This window comes from Hydrocarboniphaga sp. (genome assembly GCF_965279055.1).
In the GTDB taxonomy this organism is placed as follows: Bacteria; Pseudomonadota; Gammaproteobacteria; order Nevskiales; family Nevskiaceae; genus Hydrocarboniphaga.
In genome coordinates this window covers 4,557,740-4,573,769 of the sequence record NZ_OZ257125.1, presented here as the reverse complement: position 1 = coordinate 4,573,769, position 16,030 = coordinate 4,557,740, and the positions used below count along the sequence as shown (strand labels likewise).

Sequence of the window (16,030 nt, the reverse complement as noted above, 5' to 3'; positions counted from 1 at the left end):
TCAAGCCGGCTTGACCAGACTGATCTGCATCAGATCGATGCTGCCGACGCGAAAGCCGCATTCGCAATACGACAGGTAATAGCGCCACATGCGCAAAAAGCGCTCGTCGAACAGCTGCACCACCTGGTCGCGCACCGCGAGCACGTTGCGGTGCCAGGCCGCGAGCGTGTCGGCGTAGTCGATCGCGTAAAACGAGGCGTTTTCGGTGCGCAGGCCGGCACTCAGGGCCAGATCCTGAAACAGGCCCGGCGGGCTGAGCATGCCGCCCGGGAAGATGTACTTCTGGATGAAATCGCGCTTGCCGCGATACTCGTCGAAAATTTTCGCGTTGATGGTGATGCCCTGGATCGCGGCGCGGCCGCCGGGCTTCAGCGCTTTTTCGATCGCCGCGAAATAGCCCGGCCAGTACTCCTCGCCGACCGCCTCGTACATTTCGATCGACACCACGCGGTCGTACTGGCCGGCGATGTCGCGATAATCGCGCAGCTCGAAGGTCACGCGATCGGCAACGCCGGCCTGCTGCGCGCGTATCGTCGCTTCGGCGAGCTGCTCGCTGGACAAGGTGATCGAATGCACCCGCACGCCGTGATGCTGCGCCGCGTAGATCGCGAAGCCGCCCCAGCCCGAGCCGATTTCCAGCAGATGCTGGCCGGCTTGCAGCTGCAGGCGCTCGGCCATCAGCGCGAACTTGTTGAGCTGGGCGTCATAGAGTTTCTGCTGCGGCGTGGCATACACCGCGCTGGAATAGGCGAGCGTCTCGTCCAGCCACAGCCGATAGAACTCGTTGCCCAGATCGTAGTGATGCTCGATGTTCGCACGTGCGCCGCTCTTGCTGTTGGCGCGGCGCTTGTGCTGGATGTAGCCGTACAGGCGACCGAGCCGGTTGAACTCCACCGGGCCTTTCAGGTTCTTCTCGTTGAGATACAGCACGATCAGCAGCTGGGTCAGATCGGGGCTGTCCCAGGCGCCGGCCAGATAAGCGTCGCCGAAGCCGACTTCGCCGCCGCGCAGCACGTGGCCGACGACGCTGGCGTCGTGCAGCAGCAGCACGCCGTGCGGGCCGGCTTCGCTGCCGGCGAAATGGCGCATCGTGCCGTTGGGCAGGCGCACGTCGAGGCTGCCGACGCGGATGCCGCGGAACATGTACAGCAGCACGTGCAGGGTCAGCGGCGTGCGCCGGCCGTTGCCGACGTTGTCCTTGCGCGCGGCGCCAGCGCCCAGGGACGCAGGCAAATCCGGCGAGAAGCCGTCACGCTGCATGATGCGTGACAGCGGCTCGTCTGCTGCGCGTTGTTGCGGCTTGCTCATCGTCTGATCCCGTCAGCTAGTTTCGGATTGGGGGGGCGCGGGCTTGGTGTGGAACCGGGCTCCGCGCAACCAGATTTTCAGCGCCTGCCAGTGAATGCCGACGACCACCTTGATCGTCATCCACGGCATGCGCGCCACCTGCTGCACAATTCGCGTGTCGCTCAACACTTCACGCTCGCCGATCAGGCTGGCGTCGAAGATCGGCTGTCCTTCGCGCGTCTCGTGGATCCGCAGCATCAGTTTCTCGCCGGGCAGCGCCAGCTCGAAGTGATAGCGCCCGACCAGGTCGAAGAACGGCGACACGTGAAAGCATTTGTCCTTGTGCTGCGACCATTGATACGCAGTGCCGCCGTCCGAGGATGCAGGCGCCGGCAGCAGGTAGCTGTGCTTCTCGCCGAAGGTGTTGCGCACCTCGGCGATCACCGCCAGCAACCGGCCGTCGCGATGCTCGCAATACCACAGGCTGATCGGATTGAAGGCGTGGCCGAGCAGCCGCGGCAAGGTCAGCAGGCGGATGCGGCCGCCGTCGATGTCGATGCCGCCATCGACGAGCACGCCGGTGGCCCAGGCGCGCAGACCGCCGTTGTCGCCGCGGCCGTAGTCGCTATCGCGAAACGACAGCAGGTTGAACCGATTGCGCGAAAACCAGCGCAGGCCGCGGTCGAGTTCGTCGATGCGGTCGATGTCGAGTAGCAGATAGAAGATGCGGTAGACGAAGCGATACAGCGGCGCGACGCGGCGGCGGTGCATCACCGTCGCGCTATACAGAGCGCCGATATCGTCCGCCAGCGGCATCACAGCCGGGCCCACTCCGGCAGACAGAGGCTGTCGATGCCGGCGACCGCGCGCAGGCCGGAGGTGAAGCCGTCTTCATGAAAGCCGTAGCGAGTCCAGGCGCCGGCCCACCAGGTGTGGCGCAGGCCCTGGATCGCCGGCAGCGCATCCTGCGCGGCGATCGTCGCCGTGTCGTACAGCGGATGCTCGTACTCGGTCTGGTAGCAGATGGTGCCGGCGCGCGGCGGGCGCGGCGGGTTCAGCGAGACGATGTAGTTCTGTTTCGTCGGCAGGTTCTGCAGCCGGTTCATCCAGTAGCTGACACCGATCGGCCTATCGTCCAGCTCGTCGCTGGCCAGCAGCGCGTTCCACGCCGACCAGGCCCAGCGCCGACGTGGCATCAGGCTCTCGTCGGTGTGCAGATAAGCGGTGTTGCGCGCATAACGGATGTCCTTGAGTACCGCGTCTTCGGTCGGCTGGATGTCGCCGAGCATCGCACGCGCCTGATCGCTGTGGGTGGCGCAGACGACGGCGTCGAAGCGCGCTTCACCGCCGTCGGTCAGCAGCGTCACGCCGCCGCCGTCGCGGCGCAGCTCACGCACCGGCGTCGAGGTCTGTACGCTGCCCTTGAATTGCTGCAGCACTTTGTCGACATAGCGCTGCGAGCCGCCGACCACGGTCTGCCACTGCGGCCGCTCGTAGACATTGAGCAGGCCGTGGCTGTCGAAGAAGCGCGCGAAGAACGGGAACGGGAAGGCCATCGTGCCGCGCGTCGACGTGCTCCAGATCGGCCCGGCCATCGCCGCGACATAGCGCACGCGCAGCGACATCGGATAGTGGCCGCGCTCGAGGAATTCGCCGAGCGTGATATCCGGCAGCCGGTTCTCGACCAGGCGCTGCTTGACGTCCTTGTTGAAGCGCAGCACCGCCAGCAGCATGCGGATGTGCGTGGGCGACAGCATCAGCGAGGGCTGGGCGAAAATCTTCGCCAGGTTCTCGTCGCCGGCCCACTCCACCGCGCCGCCGCGCACGCTGACGCCCAGCGACATGTCGGTGTCCTGGCGCTTGACGCCGAGCTCGTCGAGGAAGGGATAGAAGTTGGGATAGTTGACCGGGTTGCAGACGATGAAGCCGGTGTCGATTGCCAGGCGCTGGCCTTCGACGTCGCGTACCGCGACGGTGTTGGTGTGGCCGCCGATGCGCGGAGCGGCCTCGAACAACGTCACCTCGTGCCGGCCGCCCAGGTAATGCGCGGCGCAAAGCCCGCTGATGCCGCTGCCAATGACCGCGATCTTCATCTGTGATTTTTTATTTGTTTAAGAAACGAAAACCAACTAATAAGCACGACCCGACATGGGCCTGCCTCAGGTTTACGTGGTCTTGGCGGCGCGGGATGCAGCCGGGCCGGTATGCTCGTTCATCCTCCGGCCGCTGCGAAGGAACGACTGCGCAGCTATTTCAGCAAAGTTTTCAGGCTGGGCCACAGCGCGTCCAGCATCTTCGGCTGCGACACCGCGGCCGGATGGATGCCGTCGTCCTGGAAGGCGCCCGGCACGCCGACCAGCGACATCAGGAAGAACGGCACGAGCGGCACCTTGCGCTCGGCCGCGACCTGGCCGAAAGTCCGGGTGAAGCCCTCGGTGTAGACCGCGCCGTAGTTCGGCGGGATGCGGATCTCCAGCAGCAGCACCTTCGCCTGGGCCGCCAGGCTCAGGTCGACCAGCTTGAGCAGGTTGTCGTGCAGGGCTTTGAGCGGAAGCGCGCGCAGACCGTCATTGCCGCCGAGTTCGATCAGAACGATCGCGGGCCTGTGCCGGTCCAAGGCCGGTGGCAGCCGCGCCAGCCCGCCGGAGGTGGTGTCGCCGGAGACACTGGCGTTGACCACGCGGTAGTCGTAGCCCTCGCGATCGAGGCGCTGTTGCAGCAGCGCGACATACCCGGCCTGCGCGTCCAGGCCATAGCCGGCGGAGAGGCTGTCGCCGAGCACCAGGATGATTGGTTTTTGCGGCGGCTTCGCGGGCTGTGGTTCGGCCCGCGCCGGCGTCAGTAGCGTCAACAGAAGGATGAAGATGAGCGAAGGCAGTCGCAGCATGGAAGCGTCGGTCCGGTCGGTGGTCGAGGCGCGGGGCGTGTCCAAACAGATTAGCAGCGGCGGCTCGGCGCTCTCGATACTCGACGGTGTCGACTTGCGCATCGCTGAAGGCGAGCGGGTCGCCATTGTCGGCAGCAGCGGTTCGGGCAAGACCACCTTGCTGTCCCTGCTCGCCGGCCTCGACCGGCCCAGCAGCGGCGAGATCCTGCTCGACGGCCAGGCCTTGAGCGCGCTGGACGAAGACGCGCGCGCCGGCCTGCGCGCCGGCCGTGTCGGCTTCGTGTTCCAGTCGTTCCAGCTGCTTGGCGGTTTCACCGCGCTGGAGAACGTGATGCTGCCGGCCGAGCTCGCCGGGCTGGCGGATGCCGGTGCCCGCGCCAAGGCGGCGCTGGAGCGGGTCGGCCTGGCCGCGCGGCTGACGCATTATCCGTATCAGCTCTCCGGCGGCGAGCAGCAGCGCGTCGCGATCGCGCGCGCCTACAGCGGCGAGCCGAAAATCCTGTTCGCCGACGAGCCGACCGGCAATCTCGACAGCGAGACCGGCGAGCGCATCATCGAGCTGCTGTTCGAGCTGAACCGGGTCAGCGGCACGACCCTGGTGCTGGTCACGCATGACGCCAAGCTCGCGGCGCGCTGCGATCGGCAGCTGCGACTGGTCGCCGGCAAGATCGTCTGACTGCTTGACCTGTAGGAGCGGACCCGGTCCGCGACTGTGCTCTGCAAGCCTGAGTCGCGGACCGGGTCCGCTCCTACAGCTGCGGATCGAGCGTCGTCGTGACCGGCGCCGCGATCACGACGAATGCCCGCTACGAACCTGCCGCGTAAGCGCGTGTCATTCTGTTGGCCTCGTTGCGAGGTTCTTGAAGGAACCTCTGATGAAGTCCTGCGCGCCCGCGTTGCCCCGGAAATGTCGCCAGGCCAGGCGCGGGCTGCGCGGCTTGGTGATTCCAAGCAAGCAGCACGCAACGCCGCATGGCGGCATTTCCGGGGCAACCCTAAGGGCGGTGGCCGAAAGGGGCGCATTGCGGCGTCTCTCCTTCCTCATGTACGTCCAGTACATTTCGTCAGTCGTTCCTTGCACTGCGCCCCTTTCGGTCACCGCGCGGACGTGCAGGGCTTCATCAGAGGTTCCTTAAGGACTGGAATGCAGACCGCGTTGAAATTTGCCTGGCGCCGTTTGCGCCGCGGCTGGAGCAGTGGCGAGCTGCTGATCCTGGCGCTGGCGCTGGTGGTGTCGGTCGCTGCCGCCTCCGCGGTCGGGCTGTTCAGCGATCGCGTGCGGCGCGCGGTGCAGACGCAGAGCGGCGAGGCGATCGGCGCGGATGCGCTGATCAGCAGCCGCGACCGGCTGCCGGCGGAGTTGCTCGCGCAGCTGCGGCGCGATGGCCTGCGCAGCGCGACCACCACCGAGCTGACCAGCGTCGTGCTCAATGGCGACAACACCTTGCTGGTGTCGGTGAAAGCCGCCGAAAACGGCTACCCGCTGCGCGGCGCGCTGCGCATCGCCGACCAGCCTTATGGCACGGCGCGCAGCGTGGCCGAGCTGCCGCCGGCCGGCGGCGCCTGGATCGACGTGCGCGTCTGGCAGGAGCTGGGGCTGAAAGCCGGCGCGACGATCCAGCTGGGCCAGTCGACGTTCCGGGTCGCCGGCATCATCGAGTACGAACCCGATCGCGGCTCGGGCTTCACCGATCTGGCGCCGCGCGTGCTGATAGGCGCCGACGATCTGGCCGCGACCGGCCTGGTGGGTGTCGGCAGCCGCGTTCAATATTCGCTGCTGCTGGCCGGTGAAGCGCCGGCGCTGGAACAGGCCGCGAAGCTCGAACTGCCGAAAGGCGCGCGCTTCCTGAAGCCCGACACCGCGCGCCCCGAAGTCGGCCGCGCGCTCGGTCGCGCCGGACAGTTTCTCGACATCGCGGTACTCGCCGCGATTTTGCTGTCGGCCGCCGCGGTGGCACTGTCGGCGCGCCAGCACGGGCAGGCGCAGCGCGATGAAGTGGCGCTGCTCAAATGCCTGGGCGCCAGCAGCCGCACCATCGCGATCACGCTGCTGCTGCAGTTGCTGCTGCTCGGCGTGATCGCCGGCGTCATCGGCGCCGCGATCGGTTACGCCGGTCAGGCGGTGCTGGCGCTGCTGATCGGCAGCCTGGTCGATACGCCGCTGCCGGCGCCGGCCTTGCAGCCTTTGCTGACCGCGGGCGCGCTCGAGCTGTTGCTGCTGCTGGGCTTTGCACTGCCGCCGGTGCTGCAGGCGCGCAAGGTCGCGCCGATACGCGTGTTCCAGCGTGACGACAGCAGCGACGGCGGCGGCATCGCGATCGCGCTGATCGCGGTCGTCAGCGTCGTCGCGATGCTGTGGTGGCAGGCCGGTGATGCCAAGCTCGCCATGTGGGTGCTGGCCGGCGCACTGGCGACCTGCGCGGTGCTGGCGCTGTTCGCGCTCGGCTTGGTTGCCCTGCTGACGCCGCTGCGCCGCGCCGGCCACACCGCGCTGCGCTTCGGCCTGGGCAATGTCGCGCGGCGCCGCGCGGCAAGCGTCGCGCAGGTGGTCGCGCTCGGTGTCGCGCTGCTGTCGCTGCTGCTGCTCGCGGTGGTGCAGAACGATCTGCTCGACGCCTGGAAGCAGCGCGTGCCGGCGGATGCGCCGAACCAATTCCTGATCAACATCCAGCCCGACCAGGTGCAGCCGCTACGCGAATTCTTCGCGCAGCACCAGGTGAGCGCGCCGACGATGTGGCCGATGGCGCGCGGCCGTCTGACGGCGGTCGACGGCAAGCCGGTGACGGCCGAATCCTTCGACGATCCGGAGACGCGGCGCTGGATCAACCGCGAATTCAACCTGTCGTGGACCGATACCTTCGGCGAAGACAGCGAGCTGATCGAAGGCCGCTACTGGGCCAAGACCGATGTCGGCAAGCCCGAGCTGTCGGTCGATGACTACGTGGTCGAGCGCCTGCACGTCGGCATCGGCTCCAAGCTGACGCTGGCGATCGCCGATCGCGAAGTCGAGCTGACGATCACCAGCATCCGCAAGGTGAAATGGGAGAGCTTCAAGCCGAATTTCTTTCTGGTGACGCCGCCGGGCGTGCTCGACGAAGCCGCCGGCACCGCGCAATACCTGACCGCGTTCCATCTGCCGAAAGAACGCCGCGCGCTGCTGCGCGAGCTGATCACCGCCTTCCCCAACGTCACCGCGATCGACATCGAGGCGACGATGAACCAGGTGCGCGGCATCGTCGACCGCATCGTCGGCGCGGTGCAGTTCCTGTTCGCGTTCGCGCTGGCCGCCGGTGCCTGCGTGCTGCTCGCGGCGATCGAAAGCACGCGCGCCGAACGCGTGCGTGAAACCGCGCTGCTGCGCACGCTGGGCGCGCGGCGTCGCACGATCGCGCTCGGACTAATCACCGAGTACGCGGCGCTGGGTTTGCTCGCGGGCCTGGTTGCGGCTGCGGCGGCGCAGATCACGGCGCTGATCCTGGCGCGGCAGGTGTTCGACCTGCCTTACCGTTTCAGCCCGCTGCTGTGGATAGCAGGCGGCCTCGGCGGCGCGCTGCTGGTAGTGGCACTCGGCTGGTGGTCGCTGCGTAAAGTGCTGGATACGCCGCCGCGTGTGGTGCTCGCCGGCGGCTGAGACGAGTCAAAGCACCGTGTAAACCATCAGAAAGCCGGCCAGTACCAGGCCGCTCAGCGACAGCAGAAACATGCCGTCGACCAGCTTGACGATCTGCGGCAGGTAGCGACGTGCCCTGGTGCGCAGTGCGAACACGATCAGATAGGTGCAGATCAGGAAGCCCAGCGCGCACAGCGCCAGCAGATCGTCGACCAGCGTGCCGGCGCGCGAGCTGGCATTCATCGTATGGAACAGCGTCACACCGCCGATGCAGATGCCGGACAGCGTCCCGGAAATCGACAGCAGATTGAGCAATTCCTCTTTTGCCTGCGCGATTGCAGCTTCGGCTTCATGAGGCAGCAGGGACATGGCATCGACACGCAGCGGCAACGGTGGATCGCAAGCCTAGCAAACCGTGCCAGATGACGGACTCGCCACGAAAAACGGCCGTGCCGCAGCAACTGCGGGACGGCCGCTGACGACTGAGAAGGCGACTATTTGCAGCTGCGGTACTTGTCCGGCGAAGCTCCCGGGCCGCCCTTGCGGCCGGGCGGATTCTCCCAGTTGGTGCCGGGGCCACCGGCGCGGCCCGGCGGGTTGTCGTCGCGGTCGTGCCAGCATTTACCGCCCTGGTTCCAGTAGCCGTGCTTTTCGTTGTAGTACCCGTATTGCGGGTTGTAGTAGTAGCCATTGCCGACGGCGCGGAACTGGTAGGGCTTGTTCTGGATGACCACGCGCCGATCCGGCGATGCGCCCGGGCCGCCTTCGGCTCCCGGGGGATTTTCCCAGTTGGTGCCGGGCCCGCCGGCAGGGCCGGGCGGGTTGTCGTCGCGGTCGCGTGCCGAACCGATGGCCGGCGCCAGCGCCAGCGTGGCCGTCGCGAGCAACAGTGCGCAACGGCGGAAAGGAGTCTTGAGGGTCATGGGCGTTCCTTGGTTACTGCGGTGATGCAACGGGCCATCTAGGGCACCCGAGCTGTGAACCCCTGCTGACCGCGGCCCGCCCGGGCCTTCCGATGCCGATCCGCGCTATGGATTAAAATCGTCGCCCACCATCCGTCCCCCGCTCCTGGAGTTCTTTTGATGAAAAAGCCCGTCAAGGTCGCCATCACCGGCGCCGCCGGCCAGATTGCCTACTCGCTCATCTTCCGCATCGCCAGCGGCTCCATGCTGGGCCCGGATCAGCCGGTCATCCTGCAGCTGCTGGACATTCCGGACTCGCTGGAGAAGCTCAAGGGCACGGTGATGGAAGTCGACGACTGCGCCTTCCCGCTGGTGGCCGGCATCGTCGCCACTGCCGACCCGATGGAAGCTTTCGACGGCACCGACTACGCGCTGCTGGTCGGCGCCCGTCCGCGCGGCCCCGGCATGGAGCGCAAGGACCTGCTGACCGCCAATGGCGCGATCTTCGTGCCGCAGGGCAAGGCGATCGCCGCCAAGGCCAGCAAGGACGTCAAGGTGCTGGTGGTCGGCAACCCGGCCAACACCAATGCGCTGATCGCCGCCAGCGCCGCCAAGGGCCTGGATCCGAAGCAGTTCACCGCGATGGTCCGCCTCGACCACAACCGCGCGATCAGCCAGCTCGCCACCAAGACCGGCGCCAGCGGCAACGACATCGACAAGATCATCATCTGGGGCAACCACAGCTCCACGCAGTACCCGGACATCACCAGCACCACGGTCGCCGGCAAGCCGGCCAAGAGCCTGGTCGACCAGAAATGGATCGAGTCCGACTTCATCCCGACCGTGCAGCAGCGCGGCGCCGCGATCATCAAGGCGCGCGGCCTGTCGTCGGCGGCATCTGCCGCCTCGGCCGCGGTCGACCACATGCGCGACTGGGCGCTGGGCACCAACGGCAAGTGGGTCAGCATGGGCATTCCGTCCGACGGCAGCTACGGCATCAAGCCGGGCGTAGTCTACGGCTACCCGGTGACCTGCAAGGACGGCAAGTACGAAATCGTGCAGGGTCTGCCGATCGACGAATTCAGCCGCAGCCGCATGGACGCGACCGAAGCCGAACTGCGCGAAGAGCGCGCGGCGATCGAGGATCTGCTGAAGTAAGTGTTGGTCTTGCTGTAACAAAAACCCGCCGCGATCCGGCGGGTTTTTTTGTTGGTTGCCATCTGCACCTGTAGGAGCGGACCCTGTCCGCGACTGTGCACTGGAAGCCGGAGTCGCGGACAGGGTTCGCTCCTACAGCGGCCGATTCAACGCGGCAACGCAACCAACCGCCGATACGCCGCATAAAACGCGCTGCTCGGCGTGCCGTAATTGCCGTCGCCGGGCGGCTGCTTCGGATAGCGCGGATCGGGGCCGTCGGTGTGCATGCCGATGACGCTCCAGCTGCCGTCGCGCCCGCGCAGCAGGATCGGCGAGCCGGAGGCGCCGGCGGTGGAATCGCAGTCGTGGCGGATCAGGCCGATGTCGCGGCCCCGCTCGCGGCGCCGGATGTAGTCCATCGAGCAGCTCGCGTCGAAACTCGGATCGCCGTCGCGGTAATAGCGATCGGCCGAATAACCCGGCATCGCGATGCCGCTGTCGAGCCTGCCACCGAGGTCGGCCGGCGCGATGCGCAGCGGCGGATAGCGCGCGGCATCCAGCGGCGTCGCCAGCTGCAGATAGGCCCAGTCGTCGCGCCGCTGCTGGAAATACGGCGCGCCGGCGCCGGGCCGGTAATCCGGCCCGTAGGCCAGCACGCGCGTCACCTCGATGCTGCGCGCGTACTTGTTGGCGCGCGCGATACCGGCGTTGTCGTCGGCGAGGAAGCGCAGATCGCGCGGCTGCAGTGCGCCGTCGCCACAGCCCTCGGCCGGGTGCGGCCAGCGGCAGTCGGCCGGCCGTGCCGCGCGCAGCGCGCAATGCGCCTCGGTCAGCACGATGTCGGGCGCGACGACGGTGCCGGTGCACAGCGCGCCGCTGTCCACATCGATCAGCGAGCCGATGGCGGCATGCGGCAGCGCGGCGATCGCGGCGCTGTGGCGGCCGTCGGCGCCGATGATGCTGGCGCGCGCCGGCAGCGCCAGCATCATCGTCGACAGCAGCAGCAAAGGCAGGCGTTCAAGCGGGGATGGCATGATGCCCGCCGTGCAACAGCCTTGCCGTGAAGACGGAACGCATCAATGAACCCGATCGAGTGTGTGGTCTACCGCTGCAGCAAGCAGCAGGACATGTACGTGTATCTTCGCGCCGATCTGCTGCCGGCGGATCTGCCCGCCGCGCTGCGGGCGCGTACCGGCAGCCTGAGCCAGGTGATGTTGCTGGAGCTGACGCCGCAGAAGAAGCTGGCGCGAGTCGACGTGCAGCGGGTGATGGCGGAGCTGGCCGGCCCCGGCTACTACCTGCAGCTGCCGCCGAACGGATTGGTCGAGGCCTACGTCAACTACGGCGGCGGCTGAGCACACGGCGGCGGCGCAGTTTCGTCATACTTTCGCCCATGGAAATACTGCATCTCGTCCCCGGCCAGCTGCCGGCCAAGCTCGACCATGCCGACGCGCTGCCCGAGCACGGCATGCTGTGGATCGACTTCACGCGCAGCGAGGCCGCGGACTGGCCGGCGAAGATCAAGCTGCTGACCGGCGCCGACATCGACAACGAGCATCTCGACGACAGCCTCAACGTGACGCATCCGCCGTTCTTCGACGGCACGTCGGACTACGACATGCTGATCTTCGAAGGCCTGGGCCCCAAGGACGAAGTGTTTCCGCTGGACACGAGAGTCGGCGCGATGTTTCTGTTTGACCGCCTGCTGGTGTCGATACGCGAAGCCGACGCGCCCAGCTATGCCACGGTCAAGCATCGCCTCGCCTCCGGCCGGCTCAAATGCGGCATTTCGCCGGTGCAGCTGGCCGAACACATCCTCGACTGCATGGTCGATCGCTGGCTGCGCATTCGCGAAATTCTCGACCAGCGCCTGACCGCGATGCAGGACGAGTTGCTCGACCCGACCAATCACTGCGACGACTGGCGCACCCTGCTCGGCGGCCGCCGCGTGGTGCGTCGCCTGGAGTCGCTCGGCGACGCGCAGCACGAGGCGCTCGACGCCTGGCGCCGCGGCACGCGCTTCGACTGGACCCAGGGCGAGGAAGTGCGGCTGCGCGACATCTCCGAGCACGTCACCCGCATCATCGAGCACGCCAGCAACCTGGAGCGCGACGTCGAGGCGGCGGTGCAGCTGCACTTCGCCACCGTCAGCCATCGCACCAATCGCATCATGCGCACGCTGACGGTGATCTCCGCGGTGTTTTTCCCGCTGAATTTCGTCACCAGCCTGTACGGCATGAACTTCGAATACATGCCGGAACTGCACTGGCATCTGGGCTATCCGCTGGTGCTGTCGCTGCTGACGATCATCGCCGGCGGCCTGCTGCTGCTGTTCAAGCGCCGCGGCTATTTCTGATCGCGCCGACGTCACCATGCTGAAGCCTGTTTATGTCCGGGTCGCGGCCGCCGCGTCGCTGACGCCGGAATCCACGCTGGCCTGCCTGCGCTTCGATTGCGGCCGCGACGATCGGCTTCATGTCCATCGCGTGCCGCTGGCGCCGGTCGGCGAGGCGCTGATCGAAGTCTGGCCAGCGGCGGCGGCCGTGCATCGTTACGAGTCGCATGGCTATGCCTGCGCCGACGACGGCGAGCACCTGTTTTTCTGGCGCATCGATTCGTCTGCCGTGGACTGCGAAGCCGCCGCGGAAAACGCCTACCGCGATCTGCTCGCGCTGTGCGCCAGCAGCGGCTATCCACAGTTGCTGCGCATCTGGAACTATTTCGACGACGTCACGCGCGGTGAAGGCGACGACGAGCGCTACCGGCGCTTCTGCGTCGGCCGCCATCGCGTGCTCGCCGCGCCGGGCTTCGAGCGCCGCCTGCCGGCCGCGACGCTGATCGGCACGCGCGTCGCGGGCCTGCAGCTGTATGGCTTCGCGTCGAAAGTCGCCGGCACCCAGGTCGAGAATCCGCGCCAGACCAGCGCGTTCCGTTATCCGCGCGAATACGGCCCGAGCAGCCCGAGCTTTTCGCGCGCGACGCGTTACGACGACACGCTGTTCGTCTCCGGCACCGCCGCCATCGTCGGCCACCAGACCCAGCATCCGCACTCGGTGCTGCCGCAGGCACGCGCGATGATCGAGAACGTGCAGGCACTGCTGGCCAACGCCGGTGCTGCTGCCTGGTCGCCACAGGCTTTGCGGCTGTATCTGCGCGATGCCGCCGACGTGGCGACGGTGATGCCGGAAGTGCGTGGCGCTTTCGGTGAAGCGGCGCCGCTGCTGGTCGTCGAGGGCGATGTCTGCCGGCGCGATCTGCTGGTCGAGATCGAGGGCGTTTTTGGCGCCAACTAGCATTGGCCTGCTCCCTTGGGGGGCAGGGTTGGGTGCCTCCAGTCGCGTTGAGTCCGTGACGGAGAGTCCCTCACCCGGCGCTTCGCGCCACCCTCTCCCGGAGGGAGAGGGCAAACGCTAGGTGTCGCTGCGCACCCGCTTCACCGCATCCAGCCAGCCGTCGTAAAGCCGGTCGGCGTTAGCGGACTCCAGCGCCGGCGCGAAGCGCGCATCGGCCTTCCATAGCGCGGCGATTTCATCCAGCGATTCGTAGACACCCGCGCCCAGGCCGGCGAGATAAGCCGCACCCAGCGCCGTGGTTTCGACCACCTGCGGACGCAGCACGTCGATCTGCAGGATGTCGGCGAGGAACTGCGTCAGCCAGTCGTTGACGACCATGCCGCCGTCGACGCGCAGCTCGGTCGGATTGCAGGCGTCGCCGGCCATCGCCAGCATCAGGTCGCGTGTTTGATAGCAGGTCGATTCCAGCGCCGCACGGACGATGTGCGCGATGCCGGAATCGCGGGTGAGGCCGAAGATCGCGCCTCGCGCCTCCGGGTCCCAGTACGGCGCACCGAGGCCGGTGAAGGCGGGCACCAGGTAGACGCCCTGGGTGTCTTTTATCGAGCGCGCCAGGGCTTCGGTCTCACCGGCCGAGCCGATCAGCTGCACCGCGTCGCGCAGCCACTGCACCGCGGCGCCGGCGACGAAGATCGCGCCTTCCAGCGCATACGTGGTTTCGCCTTTCAGCCGATAAGCGACCGTCGACAGCAGGCGTTTTTTCGAGTGCGTGAACTTGCGGCCGGTGTTGAGCACCATGAAGCAGCCGGTGCCATAGGTGCTCTTGATCATGCCCGGTTCGAAGCAGGCCTGGCCGACGACCGCGGCCTGCTGGTCGCCGGCGACGCCGCGGATTTTGATCGGCGCGCCGAACAGCTCGGCGACGGTGCTGCCGTAGTCGTCGGCGCAGTCGCGCACTTCGGGCAGCAGCGACGCCGGAATCCTGAAGAACTCGAGCAGCTCGTCGTCCCACTGCTGACGGCGGATGTCGAACAGCGCGGTGCGCGAGGCATTGGTCGCGTCGGTCGCATGCAGCTGGCCGCCGCTCAAATTCCACAGCAGCCAGCTGTCGATGGTGCCGAAGGCGAGTTCGCCGCGCTGCGCCGCCTCGCGCGCGCCGCTGACCTTGTCGAGCAGCCAGGCGATCTTGGTCGCCGAAAAATACGGGTCGATCAGCAGCCCGGTTTTTTTTGCGATCCACTCGTCGCGATCGCCGTTCCTGCGGCAGAAATCGGCGGTGCGGCGGTCCTGCCAGACGATCGCCGGGTGGATCGGCTTGCCGCTTTTGCGATCCCAGATCAGCGTCGTTTCGCGCTGGTTGGTGATGCCGAGCGCGGCGATGCCGTCCGCTTTCAGTCCCGATTTCTGCAGCGCTTCGCGCACGCATTCGACGGTATCGGTCCAGATGCGCAGCGCGTCGTGCTCGACCCATCCCGGCTGCGGGAACGACTGCGGCAGTTCGCGGCTGGCGCTGGCGAGCTTGGCGCCGCCGCGATCGAACACGATCGCCCGCGAGCTGGTGGTTCCCTGGTCGATCGCCAGTAATGCCGCGGCAGGCTGGGCCTGACTCATCGTTCTTCTCCTTCCACTCAAGGTATGCCTCGCTCGACTCATCCGGCGCGCCGTGGAACACTCGGCGGCAGGAGAGGCGCAGACATAGCACAAGACTAACGAATCGCGCCCATATGAACCTCGAAATGAAAGCCGCGGCCAAGGCCGGTGCCAAAAATGGTGAGTTTCAACTGACGGTGAGCAAGAGCGCGATCGCGTTCGTGCGTTGCTGGCTGCCGGAAGGCGCGCCGCGCGCGGTGATCCAGATCGTCCACGGCATGGCCGAGCACAGCGGCCGCTACGACCGTCTGGCGGCGGCGCTGACCGCCGAAGGCTACGCCGTCTACGCCCAGGATCTGCCCGGCCATGGCCGCACCGCGCGCGCGCCGGACGAGCTCGGGCACTTTTCCGAAACCGGCGGCTGGCGCCTCGCGCTGCAGTCGCTGCGCTGCCTGCAGCGCGAACTGGGTGAATGGCACGAGGGCGTGCCGCAATTCATGCTCGGCCACAGCATGGGCTCGTTCCTGCTGCAGGATTATCTGAGCCGCCACGCTCACGATCTCGCCGGCGCGGTGCTGTCGGCGAGCACCGCCGATGCCGGCCCGCTGCGCGCGGTCGGCCTGGCGCTGCTCAAGGCCGAGGGCCTGTGGCGCGGCCTCGATACGCGCAGCGCGCTGGCCGAGGCGCTGACCTTCAAGAGTTACAACCGCAAGTTCGCGCCGACGCGCACCGCCTTCGACTGGCTCAGCCGCGATCCCCATGAAGTGGACCGCTACGTCAGCGATCCGCAGTGCGGCTTCCGTTGCACCACCGGCCTCTGGGTGCAGTTGCTCGAGGCCATGGGCCGGCTCGACAAGCGCCGCGCCGCGCGCGTGCCCAAACGCCTCGCCTTGCTGGCGATCGCCGGCGAGGACGACCCGGTCTGCGCCGGCCGCAAGGGCCCGGCGTCGCTGAAGAAGCGCTACAGCGAAGCCGGGCTGAGCGATGTCAGCGCGCGCAGCTACGTCAAAGGCCGGCACGAGCTGCTGAACGATGTCTGCCGGGATGAAGTCACCGCGGATCTGATTGGCTGGCTGAACCAGCGCGCGCCAGTCGCTTGATGCTTCCCCTGTAGGAGCGGACCCTGTCCGCGACTGTGCACTCGACGCCTCAGTCGCGGACAGGGTCCGCTCCTACAGGTGCAGACCGAAAGCCCTTCGCGCCATCACCGCCGGTGGCGCGCCGCCAGGCACAACTCGCAAGTGCGGTTGGGTCCCTGGATTCGCCGAGTAGCGCCGCAGGCGCGTATCGAGGGACCCGACGAAACCAGCAGGCTTATAATCCC

General features: G+C 67.2%; 15 protein-coding genes. 7 read left to right on the top strand and 8 right to left on the bottom strand.

The genetic code is table 11. From position 1 onward, the window contains the following. The 4 genes from ACQZF9_RS20495 to ACQZF9_RS20480 all read right to left on the bottom strand — a co-directional run bounded on the left by ACQZF9_RS20495 (nt 1) and on the right by ACQZF9_RS20480 (nt 4,174). The gene (locus ACQZF9_RS20495; protein WP_428310819.1) at nt 1-1,308 is read right to left on the bottom strand and encodes a class I SAM-dependent methyltransferase; all 1,308 of its coding nucleotides are present in this window, start codon (nt 1,306-1,308) and stop codon (nt 1-3) included. 12 nt (nt 1,309-1,320) lie between these two features. Beyond that, complete coding sequence (locus ACQZF9_RS20490) at nt 1,321-2,103, bottom strand: DUF1365 domain-containing protein (RefSeq protein ID WP_428310818.1); 783 nt, start codon at nt 2,101-2,103, stop codon at nt 1,321-1,323. Beyond that, nucleotides 2,103-3,380, bottom strand: a complete 1,278-nt coding sequence (locus ACQZF9_RS20485) for an NAD(P)/FAD-dependent oxidoreductase (protein WP_428310817.1) — start codon at nt 3,378-3,380, stop codon at nt 2,103-2,105. The genes ACQZF9_RS20490 and ACQZF9_RS20485 overlap by 1 nt, the downstream gene beginning before the upstream one ends. A gap of 155 nt (nt 3,381-3,535) precedes the next feature. Beyond that, nucleotides 3,536-4,174 (bottom strand): arylesterase, encoded by a 639-nt coding sequence (locus ACQZF9_RS20480; RefSeq protein ID WP_428310816.1) that lies wholly within the window; start codon nt 4,172-4,174, stop codon nt 3,536-3,538. Here ACQZF9_RS20480 and ACQZF9_RS20475 point away from each other — a divergent pair. Next, nucleotides 4,173-4,850 (top strand): ABC transporter ATP-binding protein, encoded by a 678-nt coding sequence (locus ACQZF9_RS20475; protein ID WP_428310815.1) that lies wholly within the window; start codon nt 4,173-4,175, stop codon nt 4,848-4,850. The genes ACQZF9_RS20480 and ACQZF9_RS20475 overlap by 2 nt on opposite strands. A 480-nt stretch (nt 4,851-5,330) precedes the next feature. After that, nucleotides 5,331-7,805, top strand: coding sequence for an ABC transporter permease (locus tag ACQZF9_RS20470; RefSeq protein ID WP_428310814.1), 2,475 nt, complete (start codon nt 5,331-5,333; stop codon nt 7,803-7,805). 6 nt (nt 7,806-7,811) lie between these two features. Here ACQZF9_RS20470 and ACQZF9_RS20465 read toward each other — a convergent pair whose 3' ends face one another. After that, nucleotides 7,812-8,153 (bottom strand): hypothetical protein, encoded by a 342-nt coding sequence (locus tag ACQZF9_RS20465; RefSeq protein ID WP_428310813.1) that lies wholly within the window; start codon nt 8,151-8,153, stop codon nt 7,812-7,814. 125 nt (nt 8,154-8,278) lie between these two features. Then, complete coding sequence (locus ACQZF9_RS20460) at nt 8,279-8,707, bottom strand: hypothetical protein (RefSeq protein WP_428310812.1); 429 nt, start codon at nt 8,705-8,707, stop codon at nt 8,279-8,281. Between the two features lie 159 nt (nt 8,708-8,866). Between ACQZF9_RS20460 and ACQZF9_RS20455 the strand changes: the two genes are divergently transcribed. Next, a complete protein-coding gene (locus ACQZF9_RS20455; protein ID WP_428310811.1) occupies nt 8,867-9,844 on the top strand; it encodes a malate dehydrogenase in 978 nt (325 codons plus the stop codon). A 146-nt stretch (nt 9,845-9,990) separates the two neighbouring features. Here the strand turns inward: ACQZF9_RS20455 and ACQZF9_RS20450 are convergent, their stop codons facing one another. Continuing rightward, nucleotides 9,991-10,857 carry a trypsin-like serine peptidase gene (locus tag ACQZF9_RS20450; protein WP_428310810.1) on the bottom strand — a complete coding sequence of 289 codons (867 nt, stop codon included), beginning with the start codon at nt 10,855-10,857 and terminating at the stop codon, nt 9,991-9,993. 45 nt (nt 10,858-10,902) lie between these two features. Between ACQZF9_RS20450 and ACQZF9_RS20445 the strand changes: the two genes are divergently transcribed. From ACQZF9_RS20445 to ACQZF9_RS20435, 3 genes are read left to right on the top strand one after another with little or no spacing between them, the layout of a single operon-like run. Next, nucleotides 10,903-11,178, top strand: a complete 276-nt coding sequence (locus ACQZF9_RS20445) for a YcgL domain-containing protein (RefSeq protein WP_428310809.1) — start codon at nt 10,903-10,905, stop codon at nt 11,176-11,178. Between the two features lie 38 nt (nt 11,179-11,216). Beyond that, nucleotides 11,217-12,179, top strand: a complete 963-nt coding sequence (locus ACQZF9_RS20440) for a magnesium transporter CorA family protein (protein WP_428310808.1) — start codon at nt 11,217-11,219, stop codon at nt 12,177-12,179. A gap of 16 nt (nt 12,180-12,195) precedes the next feature. Further along, nucleotides 12,196-13,116 (top strand): Rid family hydrolase, encoded by a 921-nt coding sequence (locus ACQZF9_RS20435; protein ID WP_428310807.1) that lies wholly within the window; start codon nt 12,196-12,198, stop codon nt 13,114-13,116. 117 nt (nt 13,117-13,233) lie between these two features. Here ACQZF9_RS20435 and glpK read toward each other — a convergent pair whose 3' ends face one another. Beyond that, nucleotides 13,234-14,727, bottom strand: a complete 1,494-nt coding sequence (gene glpK / locus ACQZF9_RS20430; RefSeq protein WP_428310806.1) for a glycerol kinase GlpK — start codon at nt 14,725-14,727, stop codon at nt 13,234-13,236. A 113-nt stretch (nt 14,728-14,840) separates the two neighbouring features. Here glpK and ACQZF9_RS20425 point away from each other — a divergent pair, with 113 nt between their 5' ends. Continuing rightward, entirely contained in the window at nt 14,841-15,806 is a 966-nt protein-coding gene (locus ACQZF9_RS20425) for an alpha/beta hydrolase (RefSeq protein WP_428310805.1), read from the top strand. Nucleotides 15,807-16,030 lie beyond the last annotated feature (224 nt).